This is a genomic window from Streptomyces sp. NPDC048191, from assembly GCF_040652655.1.
Taxonomy (GTDB): Bacteria; Actinomycetota; Actinomycetes; order Streptomycetales; family Streptomycetaceae; genus Streptomyces.
The window spans coordinates 207,106-224,852 of the sequence record NZ_JBEZMO010000001.1 but is presented as its reverse complement, the minus strand read 5'-3'; the positions used below and the strand labels follow the sequence as shown (position 1 = coordinate 224,852).

Below are 17,747 nucleotides of genomic sequence, written 5' to 3'. Positions count from 1 at the left end.
GAACTCTCTCTAGTCGGGAGTAGTAGTAGGGGCTGTGGATACCGTGGATAACCACGTTTTCCCAGCTCAGAGCCGGAATTTTGTCCACTGGCCCTGTGGGCGGAGGCGGTGGACAACCAGGGGTCTCTGTGGAGAACGGAAAGTTCTGCACACACCGCCCACAGCCCGAGGGCAGTTCTCCCCAGCTGCGTCCCCAGGTTTACCCACGTTTCCCACACCCCAATCCGGCACCTTCGTGTGACGGCTTTCACTCGAGGCGGTGAGCGGGTGCGTCGCGTTGCCGAACAGTGGACAGCCATGTGGAGAAGCCCGTGATCATTGGGGACAACCGGCTCCAGCCTGTGGGTCGTGCGTGGAAAACCTCGTGCACAGCCTGTGGATCTCCGCTTCGTCCACAACCTGTGGAGATCATTCGTCCACGATTCCACAGGCAGCTGAGCTGGACGAACGTCGTATGAACAGGCTCCCTGTGGACGCCGTTCGGGACAACTCCACGGTCCCCAGGATGTGGACGGAAGAAACTCAGCGAATCTGTGGAGAGTGGCCGTAACTCGGCAGGTAATCGAACACAGGGTGGCGAACGGGAAACACCGCCCAGCCCACGGAACGCCCTTCCACAGCCGCCGGGGCGTGCGCGAGCGGCACCGCGCGGGCGCGAACGGCGACCATGCCGAGGGGCGCCCTCAGGACATGCCGGAGGGCGCCCTCAGAAGTCGTGTCCCGAAGGCGCCCTCGATGTCGGCGTGCGCCGGCCCAGCTGCCGTCAGCCGTTCTTGATGCGGTTCGTCAGCTCGGTGACCTGGTTGTAGATGGAGCGCCGCTCGGCCATCAGCGCGCGGATCTTGCGGTCGGCGTGCATGACGGTCGTGTGGTCACGCCCCCCGAACTGCGCACCGATCTTCGGCAGCGAGAGATCGGTGAGCTCACGGCACAGGTACATGGCGATCTGCCGCGCGGTGACCAGCGCGCGGCCGCGCGAGGTACCGCACAGGTCCTCCACCGTCAGCCCGAAGTAGTCGGCGGTGGCCCCCATGATCGCCGTGGCCGTGATCTCGGGCGCGCTGTCCTCGCCGCCGGGGATCAGGTCCTTCAGGACGATCTCGGTCAGGCCGAGGTCCACCGGCTGCCGGTTGAGGGAGGCGAACGCCGTCACGCGGATCAGTGCGCCCTCCAGCTCACGGATGTTCCGTGAGATCCGGGAGGCGATGAACTCCAGCACCTCCGGCGGGGCGTTGAGCTGTTCCTGCACCGCCTTCTTGCGCAGGATCGCGATGCGCGTCTCCAGCTCGGGCGGCTGGACGTCGGTGATCAGGCCCCACTCGAAACGGTTCCGCAGCCGGTCCTCCAGCGTGACCAGCTGCTTGGGCGGCCGGTCGCTGGACAGCACGATCTGCTTGTTGGCGTTGTGGAGGGTGTTGAAGGTGTGGAAGAACTCCTCCTGCGTCGACTCCTTGTCCGCGAGGAACTGGATGTCGTCGACGAGCAGGATGTCCATCTCGCGGTAGCGCTTGCGGAAGCTGTCGCCCTTGCCGTCGCGGATGGAGTTGATGAACTCGTTGGTGAACTCCTCCGAGCTGACGTACCGCACGCGCGTGCCCGGGTAGAGGCTGCGCGCGTAGTGCCCGATGGCGTGCAGCAGATGGGTCTTGCCGAGTCCCGACTCCCCGTAGATGAAAAGGGGGTTGTACGCCTTCGCGGGTGCCTCGGCGACGGCCACCGCGGCCGCGTGTGCGAACCGGTTGGAGGCACCGATGACGAACGTGTCGAAGAGGTACTTCGGGTTCAGCCGTGCGGTCGGTTCACCGGGGCCGCTCGCCGGCGCGGGCTGCGCGGCCAGTGGGCCGGGGGCGCCGGTCGCGGGCAGGTCCGGCCGGCCGGGGCCGCCGCGGTGCGCCGGGCCGCCACCCGTCGGCTGCTCGGGCAGCTCACGGCGGACCGGGTCGCGCTGGTCGTACTCGGTGCGGGACGCGTCGTACTCAGGGCGCGGGGAGTCATAGTCCGGCCGCGCGGAGTCGTAGTCGGCGCGCGGGCTGTCGTACTCGCCGCGCTGCTGCTCGTACGACGGCCGGTCGATGTTCTGCGAGCGGTAGTCCGAGGAGTGCGAACCGTAGGAGTCCGGACCGGACCCGTAGGCGTCCTGGGACGACGGCGAGGCGTAGGGGTCGCGCTCGGGGAAGCCGAGGCGGGGCTGCTGCCAGCCGTACTCGTCCTGCGTGGGCCGCGGCCAGGCGCCGGGCTCCCGGCGCTGGTACTCGGAGGGATACGCCGGGCGTACGACGGGGAGCTGGTCCGCGCGGCCGGGGGGCAGCTGCTCGGTGCGGGACTGCGGCTCGGCAGGCGGCTGCTCGGGCCCGCGGTGGCGGCCGTAGCCCTCGTACGGCCTTTCTTCGTACGGCCGCTCCTCGTAGGAACGGTCCTCGTACGACGGGCCCGCCGGCAGCTCCGGCTCCTCGTAGCGCGGTTTGGGCGCCTGCTGCACCGGCGCCGCGGGAGCCGGCGGCTCGCCGGCGGAGTCGTCCACAGTGATCGCGATACGGATGGGGCGGCCGCACTCGCGGCTCAGGGTCTCGCTGACGATCGGCGCGAGACGGCCCTCCAGTACGCCTTTCGCGAATTCGTTCGGTACGGCGAGCAGAGCGGTGTCCGCGACCAGCGCGAGAGGCTGGCAGCGGCGGATCCAGTGCTCGTCCTTCGCCTCGACACCCTGTCCGCGGCCCTCTCCGAGGAGCTGATCCAGTACTCGCGGCCACACTGCGGCAAGATCGGCAGGTACGTCAGCCACAGGGCACGCTCTCTCACAGGTCCCACGAACGTGTGATCGCGGGACGGGTCGGGGTGTACTTCGGGTGTTCGGTGGGTCAAACCCGCCGGGGCGGGGGACAAAAGAACGAATCGGAGTTCAGCCACGGTAGTCAGCGCGGCGGGTACGGTTCAAGTTGTTGTCCCCAGCCTGTGGATAGTGTCTCCCGGTGACCCCTGGTTTGACCGGATGGCGCAGCCCCGCGTACCGTAACCAGGTCGAGTTGTCGATGGCTGCTGCCGCCTGCCTCCGATGGGCACAGGTCACGTCAGGTGATCGGGAAGCGGTGCACTCGGGCGTGACGCGAGCTACTCGTGGGCGCACGGTGACAGCCAGGACGGCACCCGCCACCACCGATTTGATTTCTGGAGCCCCCGAGTGAGCAAGCGCACCTTCCAGCCGAACAACCGTCGTCGCGCGAAGACCCACGGCTTCCGGCTGCGGATGCGTACCCGTGCCGGCCGCGCGATTCTCGCGTCCCGCCGTAGCAAGGGTCGCGCCCGTCTGTCCGCCTGATCCCGGTCAGGTCATGACATCGTGCTGCCCACCGAGAACCGGCTGAGGCGGCGCGAGGACTTCGCGACCGCGGTTCGACGAGGACGCCGGGCTGGACGCCCGACTCTCGTCGTCCACCTTCGTAGCGGTGCCACGGACCCGCACGCGCCTGGGGAGAGCGCTCCCCCGACGCGTGCGGGTTTCGTCGTGAGCAAGGCCGTGGGTGGCGCGGTCGTGCGCAACAAAGTGAAGCGCAGACTGCGTCATCTGATGCGTGACCGAGTCGCCCTGTTTGCCCCCGGTAGCCTGGTAGTCGTACGAGCGCTGCCCGGAGCGGGCGACGCAGACCATGCACAGCTGGCCCGAGACCTGGATGCCGCTCTTCAGCGGCTGCTGGGAGGGGGCACGCGATGAAGTACCCGCTGCTGGCTCTGATCAAGCTGTACCAGTGGACGATCAGTCCATTGCTGGGGCCGGTGTGCAAGTACTACCCGTCGTGCTCCCACTACGGCTACACGGCCATCGACCGGCACGGTGCGATCAAGGGAACGGCACTCACCGCCTGGCGCATCCTCCGGTGCAATCCGTGGTCGCTGGGCGGTGTGGACCATGTTCCGCCGCGCAAGCGCCCGCGGTGGCACGAAATGCTGCGCAACGCTTGGCGCGCACGCAAGGGCGGGCCCTCCGCCGCCGAACCGGCCACCGAGGAGAAGCCCGGGAGCACGTCCTCCGAGCTTCCTTCGAGCCCGGCCGCAGAGACCTCGTCCCATGCCCAAGGAGCATGATTAGTGGACACGATTGCCAGCCTCTTCAGCTTCATCACGACACCCGTTTCATGGGTCATCGTCCAGTTCCACAAGATGTACGGCGCGATCTTCGGTGCCGACACCGGGTGGGCCTGGGGCCTGTCCATCGTGTCCCTGGTGATCCTGATCCGCATCTGCCTGATCCCGCTCTTCGTGAAGCAGATCAAGTCGACGCGCGCGATGCAGACGCTCCAGCCGGAGATGAAGAAGATCCAGGAGCGCTACAAGAACGATCGGCAGCGTCAGTCCGAAGAGATGATGAAGCTGTACAAGGAGACGGGCACCAACCCGCTCTCCTCGTGCCTTCCCATCCTGGCGCAGTCCCCGTTCTTCTTCGCCCTGTACCACGTGCTCAACGGCATTGCCACGGGCAAGACGATCGGCGTCATCAACGAGCCGCTGCTCGCCAGTGCCCGTAAGGCGCACATCTTCGGGGCTCCGCTCGCCGCGAAGTTCATGGACAGCTCGGACAAGGTCGCGGCGCTGGGCGCCACGCTGACCGACGTCCGGGTCGTGACCGCGATCATGATCGTCCTGATGTCGTTCTCGCAGTTCTACACACAGCGCCAGCTGATGACGAAGAACGTCGACACGACGGTCAAGACGCCGTTCATGCAGCAGCAGAAGATGCTGATGTACGTCTTCCCGGTGATGTTCGCCGTCTTCGGCATCAACTTCCCGGTCGGTGTCCTCGTCTACTGGCTGACGACGAACGTGTGGACCATGGGTCAGCAGATGTACGTCATCCGCAACAACCCGACCCCGGGCTCCAAGGCCCAGGCCGCCTACCTGGAGCGCCTGACCAAGCACGTCACGCACGCCGGCAAGGTCCGCCGCCGCAGCGAGAAGACCATCGTCAAGGCGATCGTCGCCAAGGGCCGCGACCGCAACGAGTTCGAGCGCAAGTTCGTCAACGCCCTGAACAAGGCCGGTCTCGCCGCCCAGGCCGACGGCACTGTGGTCCAGAGCACGGCTCAGGCCGCGGCGCAGACCGCGGACGGTACGGAGACCGCCTCGGCGGCCGGTGCCGCCACGGGCACCGCGGCGCGGCGCCAGCAGCCCAAGCGCCAGTCCAAGTCCCAGCGTCAGTCCGGTGGGACCAAGCAGGCGGGCGGATCCACCTCGCTGGAGAAGTCCGACGAGCCAGAGGACGCCAAGCCCGCCGCTGCCCAGCAGGCCTCGAAGCCCGGCTCCGGCACCCGCAGCAAGGCCCAGTCCGGCCAGCGCAAGGGTGGCCCGCAGCGGCCCAAGTCCCCGTCCAAGAAGTAAGAAGGAGCCCATCCCGTGACGGAAGGCACCACCTCCGCTGCTGCCGAGGGTGCAGACACCCTGACCCGCCTGGAGCAGGAGGGTGAGATCGCGGCGGACTACCTGGAGGGTCTGCTGGATATCGCCGACCTCGACGGCGACATCGACATGGATGTCGAGGCCGATCGCGCCTCCGTGTCGATCATCAGCGACACCGGTGGCCGTGACCTGCAGAAGCTGGTCGGTCGAGACGGCGAGGTGCTGGAGGCCCTGCAGGAGCTGACGCGCCTGGCCGTGCACCGGGAGACCGGCGACCGCAGCCGGCTGATGCTGGACATCGCGGGTTACCGGGCCAAGAAGCGGTCCGAGCTGTCCGAGCTGGGTGCCAAGGCCGCCGCCGATGCGAAGAACACCGGCGAGCCCGTCAAGCTCAAGCCGATGACGCCGTTCGAGCGCAAGGTCGTGCACGACGCGGTCAAGGCCGCGGGACTGCGCAGTGAGTCCGAGGGCGAGGAGCCGCAGCGGTTCGTCGTCGTGCTGCCCGCCTGATCGGTCCCACGATTTCCACCGGCCCCGTCTGTAGAGCAGACGGGGCCGAACTTTGTCAGCCTGGTAGTTCTGGTGGCCGGTGCGTGAAGCGCCGGCGCTGTACGGAAGGACGGTCCCCGTGACGGAGGCAGCGGAGCTTCCCCCCGCGCCCGAGCAGGCGCGGGAAGTGTTTGGTGATCGCTTCGCCGATGCGGTCCGCTACGCGGAGCTGCTCGCCGAGGCGGGCGTGCAGCGCGGCTTGATCGGCCCGCGGGAAGTGCCCCGCCTGTGGGAGCGGCATCTGCTGAACTGTGCGGTGCTCTCCGAGGCCGTCCCGGAGGGAGTGACAGTCTGTGATGTCGGCTCCGGCGCCGGACTGCCGGGCATCCCGCTCGCCCTGGTCCGCGAGGACCTGAACATCACCCTGCTGGAGCCGCTGCTGCGGCGCACGAACTTCCTCACCGAGGTCGTCGAGCTGCTCGGCCTGGATCACGTCACGGTGGTGCGTGGCCGTGCCGAGGAGGTCCTGGGCAAACTGCAACCGGTCCACGTGGTCACCGCCCGGGCCGTCGCTCCGCTGGACCGCCTCGCCACCTGGGGCATCCCGCTGCTGCGTCCCTACGGCGAGATGCTCGCCCTCAAGGGGGATACCGCCGAGGAGGAGCTGAAGGCCGCGGCCACGGCCCTCAGCAAGCTCGGTGCAGTGGAGACGTCGATCCTGCATGTGGGCGAGGGAGTGGTGGACCCGCTGTCCACCGTCGTCCGGGTCGAGGTCGGAGAGAGTCCCGGCGGTGTACGTTTCGCCGCCAAGCGGGCGAAGGCGGCCCGGACGGGGCGTGCTCGCCGACGGCGGTGAGGGCACGGGATCGGCTCGCCTGATCCGTCCTGACGACGAGACGTACTCCACACAAGCTGCCAAACCTACGCAGGTCGGAGTGTCGCGAAGGTCCGATCGCCGCGGCTGTGCATCGTGTTTCACGTGAAACGTCGCTCACTGTTGCACGGCATCATCAGTCGCGGCCGGGCTGCGGCCGAACCTCGAGACCGCAAGCCCCTCGGATCCCTGGGAGAGGATCCTGTCTCCCGGGGTACTCCGTCCCCCTCCAGGGGCACGGAGTTGTCCACAGAGGTGGATTTCTCCACAGAACAACAGGCCTCACTGGTTCACGACCCCGAAGACATGGGAGGCTCTGTTCATAGCGAGCCTGAAGTCGAGGAGAGTGAATCCGTGCGGTCCGACGCCAACATCGCGGGACCGATGACCGATCCGGTCCCCGGTCCCCGTACCGAGTCGATGGGGGCGGATGTTTCACGTGAAACACCGCCTCCGATGGACGACACTCCGATCGGCCGTGCGGCCCAACTGGCGGTAGAGGCTCTGGGCCGCGCCGGCGAAGGCCTGCCGCGACCCGAGCAGACCCGGGTCATCGTGGTCGCCAATCAGAAGGGCGGCGTGGGCAAGACGACGACAACCGTCAACCTCGCAGCTTCGCTGGCACTGCACGGTGGCCGCGTTCTGGTGATCGACCTCGACCCGCAGGGCAACGCGTCCACCGCCCTGGGGATCGACCACCACGCCGAAGTTCCTTCCATCTATGACGTGTTGGTGGAGAGCAAGCCTCTGGCCGAGGTCGTCCAGCCGGTCCCGGACGTGGAAGGCCTCTTCTGCGCCCCCGCCACCATCGATCTCGCCGGTGCGGAGATTGAGTTGGTGTCCCTGGTGGCCCGTGAGAGCCGGCTGCAGCGGGCGATTCAGGCGTACGAGCAGCCATTGGACTACATCCTCATCGACTGTCCGCCCTCGCTCGGCCTGTTGACGGTCAACGCGCTGGTGGCGGGCGAGGAAGTGCTCATCCCTATTCAGTGCGAGTACTACGCGCTCGAGGGCCTGGGCCAGTTGCTGCGCAACGTCGACCTGGTGCGGGGACACCTCAACCCCGCCCTGCATGTGTCGACCATCCTGCTCACCATGTACGACGGCCGGACGCGTCTTGCCTCCCAGGTCGCGGAAGAGGTGCGCACCCACTTCGGCGACGAGGTGCTGCGGACGAGCATTCCCCGCTCGGTCCGTATCTCCGAGGCGCCGAGTTACGGGCAGACGGTGCTGACTTACGATCCTGGATCGAGCGGTGCCCTCTCGTATCTTGAGGCGGCCCGAGAAATCGCGCTGAAGGGCATCGGCATCAGCTATGACGCGAGCCAGGCCCATATCGGCCAGAGCGACCCGAGCATGGTGGAGGGGATCCAGTGAGTGAGCGACGGAGGGGGTTGGGCCGTGGTCTCGGCGCATTGATCCCCGCTGCCCCGACAGAGAAGAATTCGGCTCCACCCGCGCTGGGAGGCGGAGCCTCCGCCTCCCCCGCAGCGGTCCCGGTGCTGACGACCGACCGTGGTGTCGCGGCGGCGAAGGTGGCCACGCTGCCGCCTGTTTCACATGAAACCGAGGAGCCCCCGACAAGTCCCGTCATGGAGGCACCGGCTCCTCCGATGGGCGCGCACTTCGCCGAGATCCCGCTCGACGCGATCTCGCCCAACCCGCGCCAGCCGCGCGATGTCTTCGACGAGGACGCGCTTCAGGAGCTGGTGACCTCCATCCAGGAGGTCGGCCTCCTGCAGCCCGTCGTCGTTCGTCAGCTCGGGCCCGCCCGCTATGAGCTGATCATGGGCGAGCGCCGTTGGCGGGCGTGCCGTGAGGCCGGTCTGGAGGCCATCCCTGCGATCGTCCGGGCCACCGAGGACGAGAAGCTCCTCCTGGACGCGCTGCTGGAGAACCTGCACCGCGCGCAGCTGAACCCCTTGGAGGAGGCGGCCGCCTACGACCAGCTGCTGAAGGACTTCAACTGCACGCACGACCAGCTGGCCGACCGGATCGGGCGCTCCCGGCCTCAGGTCTCCAACACGCTGCGTCTGCTGAAGCTCTCGCCGACGGTCCAGAAACGGGTCGCCGCCGGAGTTCTCTCCGCCGGTCACGCTCGGGCGCTGCTGTCCGTCGCGGACCCTGAGGAGCAGGACCGGCTGGCTCATCGCATCGTGGCCGAGGGGCTGTCGGTGCGGGCCGTCGAGGAGATCGTGACCCTCATGGGATCCCGGCCCCAGAAGCCTCAGCGTCCTAAGGGCCCGCGCGCCGGCTCTCGGCTCTCCCCGGCCTTGAACGAGCTGGCGACCCGCCTGTCGGACCGCTTCGAGACCCGGGTGAAGGTGGACCTCGGTCAGAAGAAGGGCAAGATCACCGTCGAGTTCGCCTCCATGGACGATCTCCAGCGGATCCTGGGCACACTCGCTCCCGGCGAGGGCCCGGTGCTGCCCCAGGAGCTCCAGGAGCACGCGACGGAGGACCAGGACGACTGATCCTGGCCTGCTGCACTCGATCATGCAGGGATCGGGCCGTGTCCGGTGTGTACCGGACACGGCCCGATCTTTGCTTTGAGACGGTATCGAGTGAATCGCATCGTGGATACGATGCCAACGGGTATGGCACATCCACCGGACAGCAGCTGCATCTCTGAGTGGGGAGTCGGGGGCCATGCGATCGATGAGCCGCACCGGACTGGTGAGCGCGGGCCTGGGCCTTGGAGTGGTCGGCGGATTCGTCGGCAGCCTGCTCAAGGAACGAAGCGCTCTGACAGCCGCTCGCGATGCGGCGGGCGAAGGAAGCGAGGAACAGCCTTCATGGGGCGTCGGCTCGTGCCGCTCACGTTGGACAACCTTCAGGACCTTCCCCCACGCTGTCGCTCGTGTGTCTTCTGGGAGCTGGACCCCGTCAGCGGAGAAGCGGCCGTAAAAGCGGGTACCGCCGCGCTCGAGAAGGAGGCCTGGATCTCCGCCGTCCTACTGGACTGGGGGTCGTGCGGCCGGGTGGTGTACGTCGATGACGTGCCGGTGGGTTTCGTGCTCTACGCGCCTCCGGCCTATGTCCCACGCTCGACGGCGTTTCCCACAAGTCCGGTCTCGCCGGACGCCGTGCAGCTGATGACCGCGTTCGTCACGCCCGGCTATCAGGGCCAGGGGCTGGGCCGAGTTCTGGTGCAGACAGTCGCCAAGGATCTGCTGCGCCGAGGCTTCAAGGCGATCGAGGCCTTCGGTGACGCCCGCTGGAAGGAACCCGCCTGTCTGCTGCCGGCGGATCATTTGCTGGCCGTGGGCTTCAAAACGGTCCGGCAGCATCCCACGCATCCCCGGCTGCGACTGGAGCTGCGGTCGACGCTCTCCTGGAAGGAAGACGTGGAGATGGCACTCGACCGGCTTCTCGGAGCGGTCCAGAAGGAACCGGCGCTGAGGCCGTTGTAGCCGCCGTGCCGCGGAGGGAGACAAGCGAATGGGCCAACCCTTGAGGGGTTGGCCCATTCGTGTTTCACGTGAAACGTCACTCAGCGATGAACTCTTCGAGGTCGCGGACGATCGCGGCCTTCGGCTTGGCGCCGACGATGGTCTTGGCGACCTCGCCAGCCTGGTAGACGTTCAGGGTCGGGATGGACATGACGCCGTACTTCGCGGCCGTACCCGGGTTCTCGTCGATGTTCAGCTTGACGATCTCGATCTTGTCGCCGTACTCGGCAGCGATCGCCTCCAGCGACGGGGCGATCTGGCGGCACGGACCGCACCAGGCGGCCCAGAAGTCCACCAGGACAGGCTTGTCGCTCTTGAGGACGTCCTGCTCGAAGGAATCGTCGGTCACATTCTTCAGGGTGCCGGCCACGGCGGGCTCCTTAACTTGATCGTGCGGTGGGGCGGGGAGGAGGGAAGGTCAGACGGCGGCGGTCTTCTCGGGCTCCGCCTTGTCCTCGTCCGCGAGGGCGGAGAGGAAACGCTCGGCGTCCAGGGCGGCGGAGCAGCCCGTGCCGGCCGCGGTGATCGCCTGCCGGTAGGTGTGGTCGACCACGTCGCCGGCGGCGAAGACACCGGTCAGGTTGGTGCGGGTGGAGGGGGAGGCGACCTTCAGGTAGCCCTCCTCGTCCAGGTCCAGCTGGCCCTTGAACAGCTCGGTGCGCGGGTCGTGGCCGATCGCGATGAAGAGACCGGTCACGGGGAGGTCCGACAGTTCGCCCGTCTTGACGTTGCGCAGCTTCAGACCGGAGAGCTTCTGCTCGCCCTGGATCTCGGCGACCTCGCTGTCCCAGACAAACTTGATCTTCGGGTCGCCGAAGGCCCGCTCCTGCATCGCCTTGGAGGCACGCAGCGTGTCCCGGCGGTGGACGATCGTCACGGACTTGGCGAACCGCGAGAGGAAGGTGGCCTCCTCCATCGCGGTGTCACCGCCGCCGATCACGGCGATGTCCTGGTCCTTGAAGAAGAACCCGTCACAGGTGGCACACCAGGAGACACCGCGCCCGGAGAGAGCGTCCTCGTTCGGCAGGCCCAGCTTGCGGTGCTGGGAGCCGGTGGTGACGATGACGGCCTTCGCCTTGTGGACCGTGCCCGCGGTGTCGGTGACGGTCTTGATCTCGCCGCTGAGGTCGACGGACACGACGTCGTCCGGGATGAGCTCGGCACCGAAGCGCTCGGCCTGCGCGCGCATGTTGTCCATGAGCTCGGGGCCCATGATGCCGTCGCGGAAGCCCGGGAAGTTTTCCACCTCGGTGGTGTTCATCAGCGCGCCACCGGCGGTGACGGCTCCCTCGAACACCAGGGGCTTCAGCGACGCGCGCGCGGTGTAGAGCGCCGCCGTGTAGCCTGCGGGCCCGGAGCCGATGATGATCACGTTACGGACGTCGCTCACGGCTTGATTCCTCGTCTCTGGTCTGTGTCAGTCGACCGGTGGGAGCCTGTTTCCGAGCTCTCACCCCACCCAACGGATCCTACGGGGCGCGCATTCCCGGTGTGTCGGGGCACACGCATGCTTCGAGGCGGCTGATGGAGCGGCCACGATGGCTCAGCCGGGCCGGGGACGACGTACTCCATGGTCGGCACCATCGCCGTCGGCACGAAGCTGTCCTGTGGCAGCCTCCGGGAACGCGAAAGGCCACGAGGGCGGTGCTCGTGGCCTCTTGTTGGCGACAGCTGGAGCCCGGTCCTCTCAGGGACGGGGGTAGGACTCTTTGAAGAGGACGGTGCCCGAGGCCGTGGGAGGTTGACGCATGCAGGACGCGTCCACGACATAGGCCGTGACCTGTGCGCTGTCGCGGGTATCGGGTACGACGACGAGATAGGCGCTCTTCCCGGCGTAGGTGCCCACCTTCGAGGCCAGGGCGTGGTCACTCCGGGGGATGGCCCGCCTGACACAGTCGGGTACCGGGATCTCGGTCTGGATCAGTGTGTTGGCGCTCTCGGTGGCCCCTGGCGTGTCCTGTCCGGAGTCGGCGCCGGAACGTGGTCGCAGACCGGTGTCCCCGTGTTTGGTGTCCTTGTTCGAAGCAAGCAGGTCCCGCACCTGGTTCTGGACACTGACACCGGAAAACGCGCTGCTGGACTGACTCGGCTTGCCGTGAGCCGTCGTGGTCGACGTTCCGGTGCCGAGCGCCTGGACCACCAGGGCCCCGGCTCCCAGCACGGCCGCGGTCAAAACACCCCCGAGTACGAGGGTCCTGCGGCGGCTGCGTCCGCTCTTCTTCCGCCCTGGTCCGGTGGCCCCTTGCGGGCGTCCGGCGGGGCGAGAGGCCGTAACCGATGTTTCACGTGAAACATGACCAGCGAGGTCGGCTCCGGAGGCGCTGAGTGGCGCCTCGGCGGCCAAGGCGGCATCGATGCGACCGGCCACGTCGGCCGGCATGGGTTCGGCTTCCGGAGAGGATCCCAGCAGCTCCCGGATCTCCTCCAGTGACGCATGGACGTCTGCACACAGCTCGCACGAGTCGAGGTGGTGCCGTATGTACCTGCTGCGGTCAAGGGAGAGAAGGCCTTCGGTGAGATCGGAGATCTCCTCGACGTCCGGGTGCCCGGCCGTGTCTGTCGTGGAAGTCACGCTCGCCCACCTCCGCCCTTCACTACGGCTGAATCGCTCGGTCCGGCGTGATCCGGGCCCTCGTTCGGAGACCCCGTTGCAGGTGGGACGGATGTCCCCTCCACCCGGTTCCGTCCCGCACCGGGTTCTTTTGCGCTTCCGGAACCTTCGGGCCGTAGATGGGTGAGCAGAGGCATCAGCCGGGCTCTGCCCCGGGCACACCGGCTCTTCACCGTGCCGGTCGGCACATCGAGGATGCGGGCGGCCTCGGCCACGGGGTAGCCCTGCATGTCCACGAGCACCAGGGCGGCCCGCTGGTCGTGCGGGAGGGTGCCGAGTGCTTCCAGAAGCTGGCGGTGCACATCGTTCCGCTCCGCCGGCTCAGAGGCCGACTCGTGCGGCTCCAGCAGCTGCTCCAGCCGCTCGGTGTCGTCAACAGGCGAGGTCTTCCGTGAGGCCACTTTGCGGGCACGGTCGAGGCAGGCATTCACCGTGATCCGGTGCAGCCACGTCGTGACGGCCGACTGTCCTCGGAAGGTATGGGCGGCGCGGAAGGCGGACACCAGGGCGTCCTGGACCGCGTCGGCCGCCTCCTCGCGGTCCCCCAGCGTCCGCAACGCGACCGCCCAGAGCCGATCCCGATGCCGCCGCACGATCTCACCGAAGGCCTGGTGGTCGCCTTCCACATGTCGAGCGAGCAGATCCTTGTCGCTCACTTCGGCGTATTCGGCGCCCTCCGCCATCTGCCCCCTCCGGTGCGGGTGTGACGTCAGCCCGTGAACTTCACTTCACCGATGGCCTGCTTGTAGCCATCACTGGCGTACAGGGTGGAGTCGTACCCCGAGCGGGGTACGGCCGTCAGCCAGACCAGGACGTATTGCGTCTTCACCGACTTGGTGACCTTCACCGTAGCGGTGTTGTCCGTCGTCGTGACCTTGCCGATCTGGGTCATCGAGCCCAGCGAGGACGGGGTGAGGGAGTCCGCCGCATACAGCTCGACCGTCGTGTGGTCACCGGCATAGCGCATGTCGATGGTGGCAGTGCTGAGTTTCTTGGCAGAGCCGAGATCGTAGACGATGCCGACGCCCGGTTTGTACGGAGCGATCGGCGGACCCTCGTTGAAGCTCTTGGTCTTCCAGTACGTCGACGGGTCGCCGTCGTACGTCTTGGGTTCGGCACCGGAGTTCTGGGCGGGGCCCTCGGCGGCGAACTCCCGGCCGTTCTGGATCTTTATCGGTTGGGGCTTCGGCTTCGAGGCGCCCTTGTCACCGTCGTCCGACTGCTGGCTCTTGTGGGTGTCGTCCGACTTGCCGCTCTGGTCCATCAGTGCGTCCGCCAACTGCCAGCTGCCAAGCCCCAGGGCGGCGATGAGGAGCGCCGACACGGCCCACTTCAGGGCCTTGCCCGTGCGGCTCTGCAGCGGGGGCGGCGGGGTGGTCATCGGCTGGGTGGCACCGGCGTGCGGCGCCGGGCGGCCGTACGTGCCCTGCTGGTAGGTCGTGCGCTGGTACTCCGGCGGGGCGGTGAACGCCGGCTCCGGCGGGCGGATGCGCGGCATCTCGCCGATCGCCTTCACCAACTCCTCCGGCGTGGTGCACGCAGCCTCGTGTCGGGAGGCGGTGGCCCCGTCGTTGGCGAGTGCGCGCATCGCGAGTTCGGACAGGCCCCGGTGAACGCCGGCACGCACCTGGTCCGGTGCGATGAGGCCCACACCCTTGGGGAGGCCGGACAGGCCGTACGCGTCGCTCTCGTACGGCCAGCGCTGGGTCAGCGCCGCGTACAGCAGAGCGCCGATCGCCTCGGTGTCGGTGCGCTGCGGAGTGTCGGAGCTGATGCCGCGCAGTGCGGCGTTCACGGCAAGGCCGCGGATGCGCCACTGGCCGGTGGAGGTGCGCAGCACGGCGTTCGGGTTCAGCCGGAGGTGGGCGAGACCCTCGCGATGCGCGGCGGCCATCGCGGAGGAGACCTGGCTGACCATCTGGTAGGCGTCGTGCGGCTCCAGCGGACCCGGGGCGAGGAGCGTGGTCAGCTCGGTGGCGTCGGGCAGCCACTCGTGCACGACGTAGACGAGGTCGTTCTCCTCGACGGCGTCCAGGACCTGGACAAAGCGTGGATCGCCGAGCAGCGCGGAGGAACGGGCGGCGGCCAGGACGGAACGGGCTCGCGTGTGCTCCGCGGGCAGGATGTGGACGCCGACGGCCCGACGGAGTTTCTCGTCGACCGCACGCCAACTGCTGAATCCGTCCAGACGGGTGACGCACTCCTCCAGTCGGTAGCGTCTGGCGAGCTTGTGACCGCTGTGCAGTTCGGGAGGCGAGGCCTTCTTTCCGGGACTCTCGGTCCCTCCGCTCCCCTGTGCCTCGTCGCTGTCCGTGTCCCGCTCCGGGTTCTTGGCCACCCCGTCGGCCGTGGACTGCTCCGCCTTGGCGGTCAGCGGCTCGTCACCGCTGTTGTCTGCCACGTCGACGGCAGCTGTGCTCCGTTCCGCCACCGTCGTCCCTGCCTCCCCATCCGTTGCACGCTGTCCGACGCCGAAACCAATTGTGCCCACAGTCCGCCGCTATGCACGACACACGGCGGCGGACGATGGTTGTGCACCTACCCCCACCTCAACGGCCCAGACGCCCGCGAACCATGCCGACGAGCGAATTGAGTTCCTCGATGCGCATGCGGCGGGCGGCGACGAAGAAGATGCCGAGCAGCACGGCACCGCCGACGAGCAGCGCGGCGAAGGAACCGACGACACCCTGGCCGAGGGCGCGTCCGATGGCGTAGCAGGCCGCGCCGCTGAGCAGCGCCGCCGGCACCGAGGCGATGCACAGGCGTGCGTACGTCCGCATCACCCGGGCACCGTCCAGGTCACCGCCGAGCCGCTTGCGCAGCCGTCGCCAGGCCACGCCCACACCGATCGCGTAGGCGAGGCCGTACGCGGCCGCCATACCGGCCACCGCCCAGCGGGCGGGCAGTAGGAAGTAGCAGAGTGCCGAGGCGCCCGCGTTGACGGCGGCGACGATGACGGTGTTGTAGAAGGGCGTGCGGGTGTCTTCGTAGGCGTAGAAGGCCCGCAGGACGACGTACTGCACCGAGTACGGGATCAGGCCGAGGCCGAAGGCCATCAGCATGTAGCCCATGTTGGTGGCCGAGTCGGTGCCCGCGGAGCCGAAGATCAGCGTGCACATCGGAATGCCGAGGGCGAGGAAGCCGAAGGCGATCGGGACGATGGCGACGGCGGTCGTGCGCAGGCCCTGGGAGATGTCGTCTCTGACGGCTCCGGCGTCGCCCTCGGCGGCCGAACGCGAGATGCGCGGCAGCAGGGCGGCCATCAGGGACACCGTGATGATGGCCTGCGGCAGTCCCCAGATCAGCTGGGCATTGGCGTAGGCGGCGAAACCGGTGCCCTTGAGGCCGGAGTCCTTGCCGGCGGCGGTGGACAGCTGGGTGACGACCATGGCGCCCGCCTGGTTGGCGAGCACGAACAGGACCGTCCACTTGGCGAGCATCGCGGCCTTGCCCAGACCGTGGCCCCTCCAGTCGAACCGCAGCCGGATCCGGAAGCCGGTCTCACGCAGGTAGGGGATCATCGCCAGGGCCTGGACGACCAGGCCGAGCAGCACACCGACGCCGAGGAGGCGCTGGCCTTCCGGCGGGATGTTCGTGACGGTCATGTGGGAGTTGGCGGCGGTGCCGTAGACCCAGATGAACATGCCGAGCGTCACGATGATGACGATGTTGTTCAGGACCGGCGTCCACATCATCGCGCCGAACTTCCCGCGCGCGTTGAGGATCTGACCCATCACCACGTGGATGCCCATGAAGAAGATCGAGGGCAGGAAGTAGCGGGTGAAGGTGACCGCCACGTCATTGGCCGCGGGGTTGGTGGCTACCGGGTTGGACAGCAGGCGCACCAACAGCGGCGCCGCGAACATCGCGAGTCCGGTGAGTGCGGCCAGCGCCACCATCACCAGGGTGAGCAGACGGTTCGCGAAGGCCTCGCCGCCGTCCTCGTCCTCCTTCATCGACCGCACCAGCTGCGGCACGAAGACGGAGTTGAGGCCGCCGCCGACGGTGAGGATGTAGATCATCGTCGGCAGCTGGTACGCCACCTGGAAGGAGTCCGCGAGGAAGCCGAGGCCGAGCGCCGCGGCGATCAGCGCGGAGCGGATGAAACCGGTCAGGCGGGAGACCATCGTGCCCGCGGCCATCACGGCACTGGACTTCAGCAGCCCACCGGCCTTGCCGCCCTTCTTCGCGGGCGCGGCGGGAGCCGTGGCAGCCGCTGCCGCCGCGGGCTCTGCCTCCCCTTGCGGAGCGGAGGGACCCGGCGCACCGGCCGGGGCGGGTACCGGCGGCTGCGGCGGATTTCCCGGGTTGGCCGGATAGGAGACCTCGGCGTACGGGTTGCCCTGCTGCGGGCCCTGTCCCTGAGCCGGCGGGTACGGGCCGACGTGCCCGTACCCGCCGCCCGGAGCGGGACCGGGGGCCGCGGTCGGCGGGGTGTAGGACGGCGGATCCATGGGTCCGGGGCCGCCGCCCTGCTGCTGGTCCTTGAAGAGGTGCGCGAAGGCGTCCGGCTCGTGGTACTCCTCGCCGGAGTGCGAGACCAGGTCGTCCACGCCCACGTACTGGGTGGTGCGCGGGTCGTCGCCGTACGGCATGTACGGGGCCGCACCCTCCGGCTCCGGCGCCGGTGTCTGCGCCCACACACGCGGGTCGGGCGCGTACGGAGACTGGGCGGGCCGGCCGTACAGCGGCTGCTGCTGCTCATAGCTGCCCGGCGGGGGCGGCGGGTGTGCGGCACGGTCGTACAGCGCCTCGGCGACCGGGTCCTGGGAGGTCATGTCGTGTGCCTGGTAGGGGTCCTGGCCGTAGGCGTCCTGGAGGTACATGTCCGCCGCTTGCTGCGGCGGTACCTGGCCGGGCTCAGGCGGCGTCTCGGGGTAGCCCGAGCCGGCCGCGCCCTGGCCGCGATCACCGTCGTACGGCGCGTTCATGC

The 17,747-nt window shown here is 68.2% G+C and carries 16 protein-coding genes; 9 read left to right on the top strand and 7 right to left on the bottom strand.

Annotated elements, in window-relative coordinates:
- Nucleotides 1-763: 763 nt before the first annotated feature.
- Nucleotides 764-2,782 (bottom strand): chromosomal replication initiator protein DnaA, encoded by a 2,019-nt coding sequence (dnaA, locus tag AB0D93_RS01035; protein WP_362110763.1) that lies wholly within the window; start codon nt 2,780-2,782, stop codon nt 764-766.
- A 396-nt stretch (nt 2,783-3,178) separates the two neighbouring features.
- Between dnaA and rpmH the strand changes: the two genes are divergently transcribed.
- The 9 genes from rpmH to AB0D93_RS00990 all read left to right on the top strand — a co-directional run bounded on the left by rpmH (nt 3,179) and on the right by AB0D93_RS00990 (nt 10,164).
- On the top strand, nt 3,179-3,316 hold the full coding sequence (gene rpmH, locus AB0D93_RS01030; RefSeq protein WP_003956500.1) for a 50S ribosomal protein L34: 138 nt from the start codon (nt 3,179-3,181) through the stop codon (nt 3,314-3,316).
- 21 nt (nt 3,317-3,337) lie between these two features.
- On the top strand, nt 3,338-3,709 hold the full coding sequence (rnpA, locus tag AB0D93_RS01025) for a ribonuclease P protein component (RefSeq protein ID WP_362110760.1): 372 nt from the start codon (nt 3,338-3,340) through the stop codon (nt 3,707-3,709).
- On the top strand, nt 3,706-4,080 hold the full coding sequence (gene yidD, locus AB0D93_RS01020) for a membrane protein insertion efficiency factor YidD (RefSeq protein ID WP_362110757.1): 375 nt from the start codon (nt 3,706-3,708) through the stop codon (nt 4,078-4,080). Before rnpA ends, yidD begins: the two co-directional genes overlap by 4 nt.
- A 3-nt stretch (nt 4,081-4,083) precedes the next feature.
- A complete protein-coding gene (yidC, locus tag AB0D93_RS01015; RefSeq protein WP_362110754.1) occupies nt 4,084-5,370 on the top strand; it encodes a membrane protein insertase YidC in 1,287 nt (428 codons plus the stop codon).
- A 15-nt stretch (nt 5,371-5,385) separates the two neighbouring features.
- The gene (locus tag AB0D93_RS01010; RefSeq protein WP_362110751.1) at nt 5,386-5,898 is read left to right on the top strand and encodes a R3H domain-containing nucleic acid-binding protein; all 513 of its coding nucleotides are present in this window, start codon (nt 5,386-5,388) and stop codon (nt 5,896-5,898) included.
- 118 nt (nt 5,899-6,016) lie between these two features.
- Nucleotides 6,017-6,733, top strand: coding sequence for a 16S rRNA (guanine(527)-N(7))-methyltransferase RsmG (gene rsmG / locus AB0D93_RS01005; protein WP_362110748.1), 717 nt, complete (start codon nt 6,017-6,019; stop codon nt 6,731-6,733).
- Between the two features lie 324 nt (nt 6,734-7,057).
- Complete coding sequence (locus tag AB0D93_RS01000; protein WP_362111825.1) at nt 7,058-8,128, top strand: ParA family protein; 1,071 nt, start codon at nt 7,058-7,060, stop codon at nt 8,126-8,128.
- Complete coding sequence (locus tag AB0D93_RS00995; protein ID WP_362110745.1) at nt 8,125-9,225, top strand: ParB/RepB/Spo0J family partition protein; 1,101 nt, start codon at nt 8,125-8,127, stop codon at nt 9,223-9,225. Before AB0D93_RS01000 ends, AB0D93_RS00995 begins: the two co-directional genes overlap by 4 nt.
- Nucleotides 9,226-9,546: 321 nt before the next feature.
- The gene (locus AB0D93_RS00990) at nt 9,547-10,164 is read left to right on the top strand and encodes a GNAT family N-acetyltransferase (protein ID WP_362110742.1); all 618 of its coding nucleotides are present in this window, start codon (nt 9,547-9,549) and stop codon (nt 10,162-10,164) included.
- 76 nt (nt 10,165-10,240) lie between these two features.
- On the opposite strand, the gene trxA is transcribed toward AB0D93_RS00990, so the two are convergent.
- From trxA to murJ, 6 genes are all read right to left on the bottom strand, one after another.
- The gene (trxA, locus tag AB0D93_RS00985; protein WP_362110739.1) at nt 10,241-10,573 is read right to left on the bottom strand and encodes a thioredoxin; all 333 of its coding nucleotides are present in this window, start codon (nt 10,571-10,573) and stop codon (nt 10,241-10,243) included.
- Between the two features lie 48 nt (nt 10,574-10,621).
- Nucleotides 10,622-11,593, bottom strand: coding sequence for a thioredoxin-disulfide reductase (trxB, locus tag AB0D93_RS00980; RefSeq protein WP_362110736.1), 972 nt, complete (start codon nt 11,591-11,593; stop codon nt 10,622-10,624).
- A gap of 297 nt (nt 11,594-11,890) precedes the next feature.
- On the bottom strand, nt 11,891-12,364 hold the full coding sequence (locus AB0D93_RS00975) for a hypothetical protein (protein ID WP_362110733.1): 474 nt from the start codon (nt 12,362-12,364) through the stop codon (nt 11,891-11,893).
- Nucleotides 12,365-12,771: 407 nt separating this feature from the next.
- Nucleotides 12,772-13,497, bottom strand: a complete 726-nt coding sequence (gene sigM, locus AB0D93_RS00970; RefSeq protein ID WP_362110730.1) for an RNA polymerase sigma factor SigM — start codon at nt 13,495-13,497, stop codon at nt 12,772-12,774.
- A 26-nt stretch (nt 13,498-13,523) separates the two neighbouring features.
- Nucleotides 13,524-15,245 (bottom strand): protein kinase family protein, encoded by a 1,722-nt coding sequence (locus tag AB0D93_RS00965; protein ID WP_362110727.1) that lies wholly within the window; start codon nt 15,243-15,245, stop codon nt 13,524-13,526.
- Between the two features lie 118 nt (nt 15,246-15,363).
- Nucleotides 15,364-17,745 (bottom strand): murein biosynthesis integral membrane protein MurJ, encoded by a 2,382-nt coding sequence (murJ, locus tag AB0D93_RS00960; RefSeq protein ID WP_362110724.1) that lies wholly within the window; start codon nt 17,743-17,745, stop codon nt 15,364-15,366.
- Nucleotides 17,746-17,747: the final 2 nt, after the last annotated feature.